The sequence below is a fragment of the Sinorhizobium saheli genome, assembly GCF_001651875.1.
In the GTDB taxonomy this organism is placed as follows: Bacteria; Pseudomonadota; Alphaproteobacteria; order Rhizobiales; family Rhizobiaceae; genus Sinorhizobium; species Sinorhizobium saheli.
The window spans coordinates 65,009-80,961 of record NZ_LNQB01000065.1 but is presented as its reverse complement, the minus strand read 5'-3'; the positions used below and the strand labels follow the sequence as shown (position 1 = coordinate 80,961).

The 15,953-nt window shown below is 64.3% G+C and carries 16 protein-coding genes; 5 read left to right on the top strand and 11 right to left on the bottom strand.

What is annotated here, in order from left to right:
• Positions 1–322: 322 nt before the first annotated feature.
• The 11 genes from ATB98_RS08135 to ATB98_RS08085 form a co-directional block, all read right to left on the bottom strand.
• Positions 323–1,402, bottom strand: a complete 1,080-nt coding sequence (locus ATB98_RS08135) for an ABC transporter ATP-binding protein (protein WP_066871711.1) — start codon at positions 1,400–1,402, stop codon at positions 323–325.
• Positions 1,399–2,199: an ABC transporter permease gene (locus ATB98_RS08130; protein ID WP_066871702.1), complete on the bottom strand. Its 801-nt coding sequence runs from the start codon at positions 2,197–2,199 to the stop codon at positions 1,399–1,401. The genes ATB98_RS08135 and ATB98_RS08130 overlap by 4 nt, the downstream gene beginning before the upstream one ends.
• A gap of 1 nt (position 2,200) precedes the next feature.
• A complete protein-coding gene (locus ATB98_RS08125; protein WP_066871699.1) occupies positions 2,201–3,076 on the bottom strand; it encodes an ABC transporter permease in 876 nt (291 codons plus the stop codon).
• A gap of 103 nt (positions 3,077–3,179) precedes the next feature.
• Positions 3,180–4,190, bottom strand: a complete 1,011-nt coding sequence (locus tag ATB98_RS08120) for an ABC transporter substrate-binding protein (RefSeq protein ID WP_066871696.1) — start codon at positions 4,188–4,190, stop codon at positions 3,180–3,182.
• Positions 4,191–4,228: 38 nt separating this feature from the next.
• Entirely contained in the window at positions 4,229–4,555 is a 327-nt protein-coding gene (locus ATB98_RS08115) for an NIPSNAP family protein (protein ID WP_066871693.1), read from the bottom strand.
• A 5-nt stretch (positions 4,556–4,560) separates the two neighbouring features.
• The gene (locus ATB98_RS08110; protein WP_066871689.1) at positions 4,561–6,024 is read right to left on the bottom strand and encodes an aldehyde dehydrogenase; all 1,464 of its coding nucleotides are present in this window, start codon (positions 6,022–6,024) and stop codon (positions 4,561–4,563) included.
• A gap of 5 nt (positions 6,025–6,029) precedes the next feature.
• Positions 6,030–7,070: an LLM class flavin-dependent oxidoreductase gene (locus ATB98_RS08105; protein WP_066871687.1), complete on the bottom strand. Its 1,041-nt coding sequence runs from the start codon at positions 7,068–7,070 to the stop codon at positions 6,030–6,032.
• The gene (locus tag ATB98_RS08100; protein ID WP_066871684.1) at positions 7,067–8,002 is read right to left on the bottom strand and encodes a flavin reductase family protein; all 936 of its coding nucleotides are present in this window, start codon (positions 8,000–8,002) and stop codon (positions 7,067–7,069) included. Before ATB98_RS08100 ends, ATB98_RS08105 begins: the two co-directional genes overlap by 4 nt.
• Positions 7,999–8,832: an alpha/beta fold hydrolase gene (locus ATB98_RS08095; protein ID WP_066871681.1), complete on the bottom strand. Its 834-nt coding sequence runs from the start codon at positions 8,830–8,832 to the stop codon at positions 7,999–8,001. Before ATB98_RS08095 ends, ATB98_RS08100 begins: the two co-directional genes overlap by 4 nt.
• A gap of 14 nt (positions 8,833–8,846) precedes the next feature.
• On the bottom strand, positions 8,847–9,449 hold the full coding sequence (locus tag ATB98_RS08090; protein ID WP_066871678.1) for an amino acid synthesis family protein: 603 nt from the start codon (positions 9,447–9,449) through the stop codon (positions 8,847–8,849).
• A gap of 413 nt (positions 9,450–9,862) precedes the next feature.
• Positions 9,863–10,558, bottom strand: a complete 696-nt coding sequence (locus ATB98_RS08085; protein WP_066871675.1) for a GntR family transcriptional regulator — start codon at positions 10,556–10,558, stop codon at positions 9,863–9,865.
• A gap of 308 nt (positions 10,559–10,866) precedes the next feature.
• On the opposite strand from ATB98_RS08085, the gene ATB98_RS08080 reads away from it, so the two are divergent.
• The 5 genes from ATB98_RS08080 (at position 10,867) to yjfF (ending at position 15,943) form a co-directional block, all read left to right on the top strand.
• Positions 10,867–11,079 carry a hypothetical protein gene (locus tag ATB98_RS08080; protein WP_066871672.1) on the top strand — a complete coding sequence of 71 codons (213 nt, stop codon included), beginning with the start codon at positions 10,867–10,869 and terminating at the stop codon, positions 11,077–11,079.
• Between the two features lie 196 nt (positions 11,080–11,275).
• A complete protein-coding gene (gene ytfQ, locus ATB98_RS08075; protein ID WP_066871669.1) occupies positions 11,276–12,238 on the top strand; it encodes a galactofuranose ABC transporter, galactofuranose-binding protein YtfQ in 963 nt (320 codons plus the stop codon).
• Between the two features lie 200 nt (positions 12,239–12,438).
• On the top strand, positions 12,439–13,956 hold the full coding sequence (gene ytfR, locus ATB98_RS08070) for a galactofuranose ABC transporter, ATP-binding protein YtfR (RefSeq protein WP_066871666.1): 1,518 nt from the start codon (positions 12,439–12,441) through the stop codon (positions 13,954–13,956).
• On the top strand, positions 13,953–14,978 hold the full coding sequence (locus ATB98_RS08065; protein WP_066871663.1) for an ABC transporter permease: 1,026 nt from the start codon (positions 13,953–13,955) through the stop codon (positions 14,976–14,978). The genes ytfR and ATB98_RS08065 overlap by 4 nt, the downstream gene beginning before the upstream one ends.
• Complete coding sequence (gene yjfF / locus ATB98_RS08060) at positions 14,975–15,943, top strand: galactofuranose ABC transporter, permease protein YjfF (protein WP_066871660.1); 969 nt, start codon at positions 14,975–14,977, stop codon at positions 15,941–15,943. The genes ATB98_RS08065 and yjfF overlap by 4 nt, the downstream gene beginning before the upstream one ends.
• Positions 15,944–15,953: the final 10 nt, after the last annotated feature.

Below are 15,953 nucleotides of genomic sequence, written 5' to 3'. Positions count from 1 at the left end.
CGGATGATCGGCCGCCGACAGGGCCGAGTGATCAAACGAAGCGATTGGGATAGTTACACGACGGCTCCATTGATGGGGGCACACAAAGTTTCTATGGCCGGTCGGACGACGCCGGTCAGACGGACCCGCTTCACGTAAGCTTAGATGCTGAGGCAGAGATATTTGATCTCCACATAGTCATCGATGCCTTGGAACCCTCGCGCCCCTGCGGTGTTTCCGAAATCGGCATTCACAGGCCTCATCGCGCGATTGGACCACGGGTTCGTTGCCCCGCGACCAAGTTCGGCATCTGCCCGGCACGCCTCGGCCGGGGCGGTTCCGTTCACTGGCTGAAGACGTGCGCCGATCCGGCATCGAATCGAAGCCAGACGGCATCGCCGCGGTTCAGCCCCGAAATCGCTTCGTGGCCGAATGGAAGGCGGACGGACAGGCCGTTGCCCTTGCTGGTCCTGGTGACCACGTGGACGTTGTTGCCGAGGAAGGTGATGTCGCTGACCGTGACGGGCAGCCCGCTTTCCGTCCGCGTCTTCGACAGGAGCAGGCGTTCGGGCCGCAGCATCAGTGCCGCCTTGCTGCCGGAGGATGCTGTCCCGTGAAGGGGGACATCGGCCACGGTCATGCTGTCGCCGATCGCGATCTCGGCCCGGCCGTTGGCCGCGGAGACAACGTTGCACGGCAGGAAGTCGCTGTCGCCGATGAATTCGGCGACGAAGCGGGTTGCCGGGTTGGCGTAGAGCTCCGGTCCCGTGCCGATCTGGTCGATCACGCCTTTCGAGAAGACGGCAATGCGGTCGGAAAGGCGAAGCGCCTCCTCCTGGTCATGGGTGACGTAGAGGATGGTCACTTCCGTCTGCTGGTGGATCCGGCGGATTTCGTACTGGATCTCCTCGCGCAGCTTCTTGTCGAGGGCGGAGAGCGGCTCGTCCATCAAGAGCACCGGCGGATCATAGGCGAGCGCGCGGGCCAGGGCGACGCGCTGCTGCTGGCCGCCGGACATCTGTGCAGGCTTGCGGTCCTCGAAGCCTTCGAGCCGGACGAGTTTCAGCATCTCGCGCACCTTGGCATCGATCTCCGCCTTCGGCCGCCGGCGGACCGTCAGCGGAAAGGCGATGTTCTCACCGACGGAAAGGTGCGGGAAGAGCGTGTAGCGCTGGAACACCATGCCGATGTTGCGCTTGTGCGATGGCGTCGCCAGCAGCGTCTCACCGTTGAGCAGGATGTCGCCGCGCGTCGGGTTTTCAAAGCCGGCGAGAATGTAGAGCGTCGTGCTCTTTCCCGACCCCGACGGCCCGAGGAAGGTCAGGAACTCCCCCTGCGCCACGTCGAGATTGACGTCCTGGACGGCCGTCACCGGTCCGTATTCCTTGCGGATGCCCCGGATTTGCAGGAAGGGTTTGCTCATGATTTCAATCCTTTGCGAACGACGGCGACGAGCACCATCAAGAGCACGGTCAAGAGGATGAGAAGGGTGGAGGCGGCGGCGACAACCGGCGTCAGATCCTGCCGCAGCGTCGCCCAGATCTTGACCGGAAGCGTCTGGAGCGTCGGGCTCGACATGAAGATTGCGACGACCACCTCATCCCAGGAGGTGAGGAAGGAGAAGACCGCCGCGGAGAAGATGCCGTGGCTGATCGCCGGCAAAGTCACCCGGAGCCTCGCTTCGAGCGGCGAGGCGCCGCAAAGCACGGCCGCATCCTCGATCGACTTGTCGAATCCTTCGAGGGCATTGGTGATCGACAGGATCGAGAAGGGAAGCGCCAGCACCAGATGCGAGATGACGAAGCCGGTCAACGTCCCGCTGAGGCCGATCTGCAGGAAGAATGCGTAGAGCGCGACCGCGAGCACCACGACCGGCAGGATCATCGGCGTCAGGAACAGCGCCTTCAAGGCTTCGCGGAACATGAAACGCCCGCGGGTCAGGCCGAAGGATGTCACGAGACCCAGCAGCACCGAGAGCACGGTGACGATGATCGCGATCTGGAAACTCGTCCAGGTGGACTCCAGCCAGCGCGGGTCGGCGAGAAGCTCCTGGTACCATTTGAGCGTCCAGCCGGGCGGCGGAAAGATCAGCCATTGCGACGAGCCGAAGGAAAGCGCCGCGATGAAAAGAACCGGCAGCAGCAGGAATGCCGCCGTCGTGAGCGTGATGCCGATGAGAGCGAGCCTCCACCAGCCGAGGCGATCGAAGTTCAAGAGCATCTCAGCGCCCTCCCATCCGGTCGGTGCCGAAGAAGCGGAGCTGGACGGCATAGAGCGCCAGCGTGACGACCAGCAGCACCAGGGCCGCGGCCCCGCCCATGCCCCAGTTCACGAGCGACTGGACGAATTGCGCGATGAGTTCGGCAAGCATCATGTTCGCCGTGCCGCCAAGCAGCGCCGGCGTGACGAAGTAGCCGAGCGACATGACGAAGACCATCAGCGCACCGGCCGCCATACCCGGCATCGCCAGCGGCAGGAGAACGCGCACGAGCGACTGCCAGCGCGTGGCGCCGCAGAGTGCGGCCGCCTGCAGGATGGCCGGATCGATCTTCCGGATGACGCCGTAGAGCGGCAGGATGATGAAGGGCAGCATGATGTAGGTCATGCCGATCGTCACACCCGTCAGGTTGTTGACGAGCGGAAGCGGCTTGTCGATGAGCCCGATCCCGATCAGCACCTTGTTGATGACGCCGGTGCGCTGCAGCAGCACCATCCATGCATAGGTGCGAGCCAAAAGATTGGTCCACATCGACAGGAGCAGAATGGCGAAGACGATTGAGGCGATGCGGCTCGGCATGATGGCGAGCGCCCAGGCGACCGGAAAACCGATCAGCAACGATACGAACGTCACCAGCCCGGATACGATGAACGTGTTTGCGAATATCCGCAAATAGGTGGAAGAGCCCAGCAGTTCGGCATAGTTTCCGAGACCCGGCTGCGGCTCCGTGACGCTGCGCGTCAACAGGATGGCGACCGGCAGCACGAAGAACAGGATCAGCAGGCCGAGCGCCGGCAGTGTCAGATCAAAGTCGGTCGGCCGCCGGGCCCTGAGGGGCGCATAGGCCGCCCCGCTTTCAGTTTCGGTCTGCGATGCCATCGTTGTCTCTCCTCCCGTAAAGAGGCAAAGCGCCGTCAGCGGGCTCCGCCGCCTTCAGGCGGCCGGACGAACGCCGCAACGTTCCCCCGGCCTTTTCCAGTGCTTATTGCGCCTGCCAGGCGTACCAGCGCTCGCCGATCGCGTCGCGGTTTTCCGCCCAGTAGTTCATGTCGGCATTCACCTGGTTCGCCGTCTGTGCGTCCGGCAGCGTCTTGGCCAGTTCCGGGTCCATCAGCTCGGGCGAGTCGACATTGGTCGGCGCGTAACCGGTGACCTTGGCGAGGTCGGCCTGGGCCTGGGCGGATGTGGCAAGCGCGATGAACTTCATCGCTGCTTCCTTGTTCTTCGCGCCCTTGGGTACGACGAGCGAATCGGCGGCGGTGATGTTCTGCTCCCAGGAGGTCTCGACATTGATGCCGCTCTGGGCGAGCGCCGTCATGCGGCCGTTCCAGACGCTGCCGAAGGGCGCCTCGGCGGAGGCGAGGAGCTGCTGCGACTGCGCGCCGCCCGACCACCAGATGATGTCCTCCTTGATCGTGTCGAGCTTCTTGAAGGCGCGGTCGAGGTCAAGCGGATAGAGCTTGTCGGCCGGCACCCCGTCGGCAAGCAGCGCCGCCTCGATCACGCCGGGCGCCGACCACTTGTAGAAGGCGCGCTTGCCAGGGAATTTCTCGGTGTCGAAAAGGTCCGCCCAGGTCTTCGGGCAGGCATCCACGGCGTCCTTGTTGCAGCCGATCACGAAGGAATAATAGAAGCTGCCGACCGAATAGTCGGTGACGAAACGGGGATCGAGCTTCGACTTGTCGATGACGGAGAAGTCGAGCTTTTCGAGCATGCCGTTCTTGCCGGCCTGGGCGGCGTAATCGCCCTCGACGTCGACGACGTCCCAGGTGACCGAGTTCGCCTCGACCATGGCCTTGAGCTTGCCGTAGTCGGTCGGCCCGTCCTGAAGGACGTTGATGCCGGTCTCTTCGGTGAACTTCTCGGCCCAGGCGATCTTCTGCGCGTCCTGGGTCGTGCCGCCCCAGCTCGTGAAGACGAGGTCCGCGGCAGCCGCCGGCATGGATGTTGCGATCGTCGCGGCGGCCGCCGCCAATGCGAATAGTTTCTTCATGTTCCCTTGCTCCGTGTTTCCGGTCATGCCTGGTTGTTCTATGGCGCGATGCTGCCGATCGGCGAAAAGCGCGCCGCCTTCATGATTTTGTTTTCCGCGACTTCTATCAGGTCGCGTGTCTTGGGAAGGAAGGCTCGCCAGTCCGGGTCGTCCATGAGGGCGGCCCGGCGCCGCTCACGGTCGTCGAGGCTCGAAAAGGCCCAGATGTGGACGATCTCGTTGATCGGGCCGATCTCGGAGAAGAAGTAGGCGACGAGTTCGCCGAGATGCTTCCTCTGGATGGCGATCCCCTCTTCCTCCACCACCTTCAGGTAGGCGGGGACCGCGCCGTTCTTCAGCCGGTAGGTGCGAATCTCGTAGAACATCGCCGTCACCGCATCACGAAAGGATCGGGAATCGGGTCGTCCGACGTCCTGAGCCAGACTGTCTTGGTCCGCGTATAGTCGAGCGCCGCCGCCAGGCCGCCCTCGCGCCCGTGGCCGGAAAGCCCGAAGCCGCCGAAGGGCGCGATCGGCGACACCGCCCGATAGGTATTGACCCAGACGATCCCGGCGCGGATGCCCTTCATCAGCCGGTGGGCCCGCGTGAGATTCTGCGTGAAAACGCCGGCCGCAAGGCCATAGCGCGTGTCGTTGGCAAGCCGGAGGGCCTCGGCCTCCGTCTCGAAGGACAGAACCGAGAGCACCGGACCGAAGAATTCGTTGTCGAGGGAGGGCGATGGGCTGCCGTCGCAGTCGAGGATAGTCGGCCGATAATAGAAGCCGGCCCCTTCCGGCGCCGTGCCGCCGGTGACCAGCCTGACGCCGGCGGCGAGCGAGCGGGCCACCAGGTCCTGGACATGCTCGCATTGGCGCCGCGTCGCGAGCGGCCCGACCTCGGTCGCCATGTCGAGCGGACTGCCGATCCGGATCGCTTCCGCCTTGGCCTTGAGGATCTCAAGGAAGCGGTCCTTGACGGTACTTTCGACGATCAACCGCGACCCCGCGACACAGCTCTGGCCGGTCGCCGCAAAGATTCCCGCCACTTGCGCATTGGCCGCACTTTCGAGGTCGGCATCGGCAAAGACGATGAAGGGCGACTTGCCGCCGAGCTCCAGCGAGGTCGAGGCAAGATTCTCCGCCGAATTGCGCACAATGTGGCGCGCGGTCTCCGGCCCGCCGGTGAAGGCGATGTGGTCCACCCGCGGATGGCGGCTGAGTGCGGCGCCGCAGGACGGACCGAAGCCGGTGATGATATTGACGACACCGGCTGGAAAGCCCGCCTCGTGCACCAGCCGGGCGAATTCCAGCAACGGCGCGGGTCCGTCCTCCGAGGCCTTGACCACCATGGTGCAGCCGGCCGCGAGCGCCGGGCCGATCTTCACCGCAGAGAGGAAAAGCTGGCTGTTCCAGGGCACGACCATCGCCACGACGCCGATCGGTTCGCGCCGCAGCCAGACATCCATGTCCGGCTTGTCGATCGGCAGGTGGGCCCCCTCGATCTTGTCGGCGATCCCGGCGTAATAGCGATAATAGTCGGCGACATAGGCGATCTGCGCCGAGGTCTCGCGAATGATCTTGCCGGTGTCCCGCGTCTCCAGTTCGGCGAGCTTCCCGGCATTCTCGGCAACGAGGTCGGCCAGTCGATAAAGGAGCTTGCCGCGCGCGGTGGCAGTCATCTTCGGCCAGGCGCCCTCCTGAAGCGCGTTGTGCGCCGCCTCGACTGCCCGGTCGACATCGGCCTCCCGCGCCTCCGGCATTTCCGCCCAGGCAAGGCCGGTCGCCGGATCGATGCTCTCGAACCGGGCTTCGCCGTCCGTGAATTCACCGTTGATGTAGCACTGGAAGCGCTGCATGTGCCCTACTCCGCAAAAGCCGGCATGACCTCGGCGATGAAGCGCTCCAGCGAAGCCTTCTTCCGCGCGAAGCTCATGCCCGTGTCGATCCAGAAGGAATATTCGTCGTAGCCCATCGCCTCGTAGCCCTTGATGCGGGCAATGACCTCGTCCGCCGCGCCGACCACGTTGTTGCGTCGCATCGCCTCGCCCGAAAGCATGGCGTTGGCGGCGATTTCCTCATCCGGGATCCGCTCGATAAGCCCCTGGCTGATCGGCCTCTCGTTCTTGAACCAGGCAAAGAAGTAATTGTAGTAGACGCTCATCTCATTGGCGGCCTGCGCGATGTCGGCCTCGTCGGACCCGACATAGGTGTGGCGCAGCAGCATGATCTTCGGCCGCTCGACCTCCGGGTGTTTGGCGCAGGCGTCGTCGAACCGCGCCATCAGGCTCCGCACCTCCTCGTCGTCCTGCCAGAGCGGCGTCACCTGCACATTGCAGCCGTTCGCAACGGCGAATTCGTGCGAGTTGGGATCGCGGGCGGCAACCCATATCGGCGGGTGGGGCTTCTGCACCGGCTTCGGCGACGAGGTCGTGGCCGGGAACTTCCAGAACTCGCCCTCATGGGCGTAGTCACCCGCCCAGATTCCCTTCACCGCCGGAATGAGCTCGCGCAGGCGCTGCCCGGCACCCCATGCGTCGAGGCCCGGCAGCAGCCGCTCGTATTCGAACGAATAGGCGCCGCGGGCAATCCCGACATCGAGGCGGCCGTCGCAGATGAGGTCCGTCATCGCGGCCTCGCCGGCGAGCTTGATCGGGTGCCAGAACGGGGCGATCACCGTGCCGGTGCCAAGTCGCACGGTCCTGGTGCGGCGGGAAAGGTCGGCGATCGTCACGAAGGGGTTCGGTGCGATGGTGAACTCCATTCCGTGATGCTCACCGGTCCAGATCGCGTGCATGCCGCCCCTGTCGGCGATCTCGCAAAGCGTGACGAATTCTTCGTAAAGCGTCCTGTGGTCCTGCGAGGCGTCCAGGCGCTCCATATGAACGAAGAGCGAGAATTTCATGAGCGTGCGTCCTTCTTCGCGATCGGATGAACCGTGCCGCCGGTCTCATCGCCGAAATACATGCCGAAATTGCCGATCGAGCTTTCGAGCACGAAGCGATTGACGATGTCGGTGGTCGCCGTGCTGCTGAACCTCGCCGCACCGACCTCCCCCGGTTTCAGGAACCGGCCTTTCCGCGGGAGCCCGTCGCCGGCGAGAGCGTGATAGACGATGTGCTGGCGACCGTCGCCCTTGTCCTCGTAGACCGAATAGAGAAAGCCGATGGTAACGGTGAGCCCGGTCAGTTGCTCGAGATGGGCGGCAAGCGTGCGGGCAGGATCGTCGCCTTCCACGGCGCAACTCGGGAGCGAAAGGGTTTCATCTCCGAGCAGGTACACCGAGCCGTGCTGCTCGAGGACTGCGCCGAGCCGGATTTCGCCCTCGACGGCGGCGGAAACCGCCTTGCCGGCCAGCCTCGGCGTGAAATAGCCGCCGCGGGCATAGCCGAGGCCGTTCAAACCGCTGTTTTCGAAGGCAGTGACGCGCCCGATCATGATGACGTGATCGCCAGCATCGATGAGGTCGTGCATCGAACATTCGAACCAGGCGGCCACCTGGGAGAAAACCGGAGAGCCATTCGGCGCCCTCCTCCAATCGACGGCGGCGAAGCGATCCTCCACCGGCCGGGCGAAGGTGTTCGAGACGTCCTTCTGCGCCTCGGACAAGATGTTGACGGCGAAGCGCTCGGCCCCGGTCATCGTCGCGTAATTGCGCGAGGTCTTGGCGAGGCAGACGAGCAGCAGCGGCGGGTCCAGCGATACGGATGTGAAGGAATTGGCGGTGAAGCCGATGGGCCTGCCCGCCGCATCGTTTGCCGTCACCACCGTCACTCCGGTCGCGAACGCACCGAACGCGTCGCGCAAGGCTCTTGGATCGAAAACCTCCGCATTCATACCGGTTCCTCCCTGCATGTCAGCCATTCCGCCATCAGCGCATTGACGGTTTCCGGCGCCGTCAGATTGACCATGTGCCTGTGGCCATCGACGATCCGGGCCCAGCCGTTCGGCGCAAGGGACGCCATCCGCTCGGCCATTTCCGGCGTCGAGTTCGGGTCGCCCGAGCCCGTGAGAAAAAGAGCCGGGCACGTGACGGAGGGCCAGCAATCGGCATAGGTCTCGTCGCCGCCGGCAAAGGCCGTATAGGCGACGGCATAACCTTCCGGATCGACCGCCTCCAGCCATGCGCGGGTGAGTTCGCGTGCCCGCTGGCTCTGCGGATCGTCGCCGAACCACCTGAGCAAGGGGCCCTCCTTGTCGACGCCGCTCGTGCGGATTGCCGCTGCGCGCGCCTGAACGGCTGCCTTCGCCGCCGGATCGCGGCGATAGACGCCGTTGAGATAGGCGACGCGCAAGACCCGATCGGCAAAGGTCGCGGCCGCTCCGCCGGAAATCAGGGCGCCCATCGAGTGCCCCGCGACATTCGCACGCGCGATGCCCATGTCGTCGAGAAAGCGGTGGAACCAGGCGACGAAATCCCGCACCGTGCTGCCCGCGGGGAGCTTTTCGCTCGCGCCATGCCCGGGCATGTCCACCGCGACGACGCGGTGGCTTTTCGCAAAGGCCTCGATCTGCGGCGCCCAGGCCTCGAGACGCATGCCGACGCCATGAACGAGGACCAAGGTCTCGCCTTCGCCTGCTTCGAAATAGGCGGCGCCCCGCGCCGTTGTCCTGCGCGGGAACGACGTGCCACTTCCCCCGGCAGCGCTCGATGTGGCCGGCTGCATCGCAGTCTCCACGCTCAGACGCCGGCCGGATTGGCGACGTCCTGGCCGAGGTCCCTCAGATCCTGGTAGCGATCGCCGATGCGATGGTGTGGACGCCCGCCGATCGAGGCGCCGAGGGCGACGACGATTTCGTCTGCCGCCGGCGCGTCGGGGATCGCGGTCTGGATCGTCAGGTAGTGCGAACGGCGGCCCTCGTCGTTCTTGTCCATCAGCGGGATCATCACCGGGGCGTTGGCGGGGCCGCGCGTATTGCAGAAGGCAAGATACGACTTGGCGCCGACCGCCTGGCGATAGTGATTGCCGAAGCGCAGCGTGTGGATGAGTGCCGAGGCATGCTCGATCTCGCCGTCAAGCCCGACGACGGCGGCCTTGCCATAGGCCTCGACCGCCTCGCCGGAACCGACGGCATCGATGATCATTCTCGTCAGGAGCTCCCCGAGCACCGGAGCCGCCGCATGGATCTCCGGCTTGAGGTCTTCGACGAAGCCTCGCCCCGCCCACGGATTTTTCACAACCGCGAGCGCCGCAAACAGCTTCAACGGCTGCGGAGCGGCTTTGCCTCCCTCGATCATGGTCGTTTCGATCTGGAGCAGCGTTTTGCGGATCTGAATGGGCATGGAGCATCCTTCCTGCGATCTATTAGGTCTTATGGTATGCCATAATATCAGAGTGTCAAGGCTCCCCGGTCGAGCCCGGCCGGGGCGTCGACAAGCGTGTGTTTCCATTGGACAAAAATTGCCGGATGGGCGGCGCGGGCCGCGAGGATGGCTCCGCTGGCCGTGCATTAACTCAGGCGGTGATTAGCTGGGTTGGGTCTTAAACCGCGTCGGTCGCCGACGGCCGCCGCCAGGCGTTCAGCCGTGAACGCGCGTCGGTTCGCTCACGACGGCGTCACACGGCATGGGCGGGTCCGCTGTGCGGAAGAGGTTTCAGTCCAAGAGCTTGGGTTGTCGGGATTCCCGTGACAAGCACAGGAAGCATCGCCGTACCACGACCGCCGAGGTGGGCATGGCAGGATACTCCAACGATCTCATCCTCCCGCCTGCTGGGCGGCGAGAAGCGTCTCGGCGATGGCGGCGGCGCGGGCGACATGGTCAAGGGCGGCCCTGCACGCCGCTTCGCCATCACCTTTTCTGATTGCCTCGACGATCAATTCCATCTGGGCCGGTCCTTCGACGTCGCGATTCTTCGTCTTGATGGTCATGGAGCGCAGGTGGTTGATCCGGACGGTCAGAAGGTTGACGACGCCCCAGGCGACGTGGCGGCCGACGCTGGTGAACAATGTCTGATAGAAGGCGGAGGTCTGGTTGAGGACGCCCGGCATGTCCCTCGCGGCATAACATTCGCGTATACCCCTCAGCGACTTATCGAGCGCTGCGACGATGGCCGGATCGCGTCGCTCCGCACACAGCCGTGCAGCCATTCCTTCGAGCGCACCGCGGATTTCATAGATCTGCTTTGCCTCCTCCAGGTCCAATCGCGCGACGATCGGCCCCTTGTTCGGCAGGCTCGCGACGAGCCCCTCGGATTCGAGATGCCGCAGCACTTCGCGGACGATCGTCCGGCTCACTCCCAATTGCGCGCAGAGATCACGTTCCACCAGGCGTTCGCCTGGTTTGAAATAGCCGTCTACAATGGCATCTCGAACCTTCTCGAGCGCGAGTTCCCTCAGCGTCTTGGCTGGACGCTCAACGCGTATGGCAGTCTCCCGCAAATCAGCGTTCATATCATCTCACCTCGATAACGGTTCGCAGCAAATGCAAGGCTCCGCACTCATATTACGGTGTGCCATAATACTCGTATGCCTGAAATCTTCAATCTCCGGATCGATACCGAGCGGGTCGGAGGCCCTGATTGGCCGCAACCGGCCGCGAATCGGCTCGGGCGCCTGTCGCCCAGTCGGGCGACATCTCGCGTCTGCGCGCCAAAAAGCGTATAAGTTTCCGGATGACACATCCCGGAGCGCCGAACAGCCCGGAGCGTTTCTGAGAACCTTCACGCCTGGGCCTCCGGGAATGGTCCTGGAGCAGAGCCATGGAACAGACCTACGCGCGTAAACTGGCAGATGAATATCTGCGTCTTGGCGGCCACCGTCGCGTGGTCATCGACGATAACCACACCTCCATCAGGAACTGGGAGCCGGAACCGGCCGAGGCCGAGGCGTTCTGGAGGGCGTATGTTGAAACGCTGACGCCGGAACGGCAGCGCGAAGTTCAGCTCTTCCTGCCGACCATCAATCGCGCGTGACGATCCGCAACGCCGCACCAGGCCGATGTAAGCTTTGAACCGGTACGACCTCCTATAATGGCCGCGCTGTTTTCACGCCGCGTCGGCGAATGCGGTGGATGACCGAGTTTGATTTCAAATAGGAGTTTACAAAAGTAATATAATATGATTTTTTTCCCTCAGCTGCACGGAGAGCAGCTTTCTTTGGGAGGAACTCATGAAATTCGTGAAAGCACTTGCGAGTGCAACGATCCTTGCTGCCTGCACCTTCGGCACCGCATCGGCGGCCGATCTCGTCGTCGGCTTTTCTCAGATCGGCTCGGAGTCCGGCTGGCGCGCGGCCGAAACGACGCTGACGAAGCAGCAAGCCGAACAGCGCGGCATCGACCTGAAATTCGCCGATGCCCAGCAGAAGCAGGAAAACCAGATCAAGGCGATCCGCTCCTTCATCGCCCAGGGCGTGAACGCCATTCTGCTCGCGCCGGTCGTCGCAACCGGTTGGGACGAGGTGCTGCAAGAGGCCAAGGATGCGGAAATCCCGGTCATCCTGCTCGACCGCACGGTCGACGCCAACAAGGACCTCTACATGACGGCGGTCACCTCCGACCTCGTCCACGAAGGCAGCGTCGCCGGCAAGTGGCTCGTCGACACGGTTGCCGGCAAGCCCTGCAACGTCGTCGAACTCCAGGGCACGACCGGCTCCTCGCCCGCGATCGACCGCAAGAAGGGCTTCGAGCAGGCGCTCTCCGGCCACGACAACCTGAAGATCGTCCGCAGCCAGACCGGCGACTTCACCCGCACGAAGGGCAAGGAAGTCATGGAAAGCTTCCTAAAGGCCGAGGACGGCGGCAAGAACATCTGCGCCCTCTATGCCCACAACGACGACATGGCCGTCGGCGCGATCCAGGCGATCAAGGAAGCCGGCCTGAAGCCGGGCAAGGACATCCTCGTCGTCTCGATCGACGCAGTTCCGGATATCTTCCAGGCCATGGCCGCCGGCGAAGCGAATGCGACCGTCGAGCTCACGCCGAACATGGCCGGCCCCGCCTTCGATGCGCTTGCCGCCTATCTGAAGGACGGCAAGGAGCCGCCGAAGTGGATCCAGACGGAATCGAAGCTCTATACCCAGGCCGACGATCCGATGAAGGTCTATGAGGAAAAGAAGGGCCTCGGCTACTGATCTCCCCTGCGGCTCGCGACTTGCGTCGCGGGCCGTCCCCTGCCCCCGGGCGCCCGTCTCCTGATGCATGTCGCCCAGAAGCGCGGCAGCGGCTTTGGGCCAGCGACACGCATGAAAACGAGAACCCTGAAGCGCGCCGCAGGACTGCGGCCGGGTGCGGCGCGGGTCAGGGAGCGGGTCACACTCCAGAGGCGGTATCCATGCAGACCAGCAGCGAAAACATCCTATCTGCGACCCGGATCGAAAAAGGCTTTCCCGGTACGAAGGCCCTCGACAAGGTCGATTTCCACCTGCGGCGCGGCGAGGTGCACGCGCTCCTCGGAGAAAACGGCGCCGGCAAGTCGACGCTCATCAAATGCCTGACCGGCGCCTACCGGCGCGACGGCGGCAGCATCCTGCTCGACGGCACCGAGGTGGACCCGCGCGATACCTTCGACGCCCAGCGGCTGGGGATCGGCACGGTCTACCAAGAGGTCAACCTGCTGCCGAACCTGACGGTCGCCGAAAACCTCTTCCTCGGACGCCAGCCGCGTCGTTTCGGCATGGTCGATATCCGCGCCATGAACCGCAGGGCGCGCGAGCTGCTTGCGGAATACGAGCTGGATCTCGATGTCACGCGCGATCTCGCCAGCTATTCGGTGGCGATCCAGCAGGTCGTGGCGATCGCCCGCGCCGTCGATCTTTCCGGCAAGGTGCTGATCCTCGACGAGCCGACGGCGAGCCTCGATGCGCACGAGGTCGCGATGCTCTTCCGCATCGTCCGGCGTCTCAAGGCGCGCGGGCTCGGCATCATCTTCATCACCCATTTCCTCGAACAGGTCTACGAGATTTCCGACCGCATCACGGTGCTGAGAAACGGTCAGATCGTCGGGACCCGCGATACCGCCGAGCTCGACCGGCGCGACCTGATCGCGATGATGATCGGCCGGGAACTGGCGGCCGAGATCCAGTCAGCGCACGCCGAACCGGTCCAAGGCCGGCCGCGCTACACGTTCAGGAACTATGGCCGCCGCGGCCGCATCAAGCCCTTCGACCTCGATGTCCGCGCCGGCGAGGTCGTCGGCATGGCCGGACTGCTCGGCTCCGGACGCACGGAAACCGCCGAAATCCTTTTTGGCGCCCATCGCGCCGACAGCGGCACGGCCGAGATCGACGGCCGCAAGGTCGATCTCGCTTCGCCCCGCGCCGCCATTCGCGAGAAATTCGGTTTCTGCCCGGAGGACCGCAAGACTGACGGCATCGTCGGCGACCTCTCGGTGCGCGAGAACATCGTGCTGGCGCTGCAGGCGCGGCGCGGCTGGACGCGGCCGATCTCGCGTGCGGAACAGAACCGGCTGGCGGACCACTACATCCGCGCGCTCGACATCCGCACCGCCGACCGCGAGAAGCCGATCAAGCTGCTTTCCGGCGGCAACCAGCAGAAGGCCATCCTCGCCCGCTGGCTCGCAACCGAGCCGGAACTCCTGATCCTCGACGAGCCGACGCGCGGCATCGACGTCGGCGCCCATGCGGAGATCGTGCGACTGATCGAGAGCCTGCGCGAGAAGGGCATGTCGCTGATCGTCATCTCGTCGGAGATCGAGGAACTGGTCGCTTACAGCACGCGCGTCATCGTCCTTCGCGACCGCGCCCATGTCGCCGAACTCGACGGACAACGAATTTCCGCGGGCCAGATCGTCGAAGCGATCGCCGCGGCCAATGAACGAGGCGCAGCGTGACATCGACCGTCAGGACCTATCTTGCCAGGCTCTTGCCGCAGCTCATCGCTCTGACGATGATTCTTGCAGCGGTTTCAATCGTCTTTCCCGGTTTCCTCAGCCTGGAGATCCAGAACGGCCGCCTCTATGGCAGCCTCATCGACATCCTCAATCGCGGCGCGCCCGTCGTGCTGCTGGCGATCGGCATGACGGTCGTCATCGCCACCAAGGGCATCGACCTTTCCGTCGGTGCCGTCATGGCCATCTGCGGCGCGACCGCCGCCTCGCTCATCACCTCCGGCCATTCGCTCGCCGAGACGCTGCTCGTGACGATTGCCGTCGGCATCCTGTGCGGCATCTGGAACGGGCTGCTGGTCGCGGTCCTCGATATCCAGCCGATCATCGCGACGCTCGTGCTGATGGTCGCCGGGCGCGGCATCGCCCAGCTCATCACCGAGGGCGCGATCCTGACCTTCAACGATCCCGGCCTCAGCTTCATCGGCAGCGGCTCCTTCGCCGGTCTGCCGATGCCGGTCGTGATCTGGCTCGCCTTCGGTATCATCGTCGCCCTCCTCGTCCGCCAGACGGCGCTCGGCATGCTTATCGAAGCGATCGGCGTCAACCGCCAGGCGAGCACTTTGTCGGGCGTGCTGACTCCCGTGCTTCTGATCGCCGCCTATGTGCTTTCGGGCCTCTGTGCCGCGATCGCCGGCGTCATCGCGGCGGCCGACATCAAGGGAGCCGACGCCAACAATGCCGGGCTGTGGCTGGAACTCGACGCGATCCTGGCGGTCGTCGTCGGCGGCACCTCGCTGCTCGGTGGCCGCTTCAGCATTGCCGCGTCGGTTCTCGGCGCGATTATCATCCAGGCGATCAATACCGGCATTCTTCTTTCCGGCTTCCCGCCCGAGTTCAACCTCATCATCAAGGCGGCGATCATCGTCTTCATCCTGGTGCTCCAATCGCCGCGCTTCCACACGGCCTTCGCCTTCCTGAAGATGCCGCGGGCAACCGCCAAACCGACCGAGCGAGAAGCGAAATGAAGCAGAAATATCTTCCGCTTGCGGCGACGATCTTGATCTTCGTCTTGAGCTACGCGCTTTGCGTCGCCCAGTATCCGAACATGCTTTCGACCCGGGTGATCGGAAACCTGCTGACGGACAACGCCTTCCTCGGGATTGCCGCCGTCGGCATGACCTTCGTCATCCTGTCGGGCGGCATCGACCTCTCGGTCGGCGCGGTGATCGCCTTCACCGGCGTGTTCCTTGCCGTCGTGCTGGAGCATGGCGGCATCCATCCGCTCGTCGCCTTCGCGCTGGTGCTCGCCATCACGACCGCCTTCGGGGCACTGATGGGGGCGATCATCCACTATCTGGAAATGCCTGCCTTCATCGTCACGCTTGCCGGCATGTTCCTCGCGCGCGGCATGGCTTTCGTATTGTCGATCGATTCCATCCCGATCAAGCATCCGTTCTACGCCAGCCTGAAGGGGCTTTATTACAAGCTGCCGGGCGGTGGCCGGATCACGCTGATCGGCGGCCTGATGCTCGCCGTCTTTGCCCTCGGTATCCTCATCGCCCATCGCAGCCGCTTCGGAACCAATGTCTACGCCCTTGGCGGCGGCACCGCGACGGCGAAGCTCATGGGCGTGCCGGTCGCCGCCACCACGGTCCGCATCTACGCCCTGTCGGGTCTGCTTGCCGGGCTCTCCGGGATTGTCTTCTCGCTCTATACCTCGGCCGGCTATTCGCTCGCGGCGGTCGGCGTCGAGCTCGATGCGATCACCGCCGTGGTCATCGGCGGCACGCTCTTGACCGGCGGCTCCGGCTTCGTCGCGGGAACGTTCGTCGGCATCCTCATCCAGGGGCTGATCCAGACCTACATCACCTTCGACGGATCGCTCTCGAGCTGGTGGACGAAGATCCTGATAGGCCTCCTGCTCTTTGCCTTCATCCTCCTGCAGAAGGGAATCATCCGGGTGTCGCGCCGCGAGCGGCAACGAGCGTGACGCGGAGGGC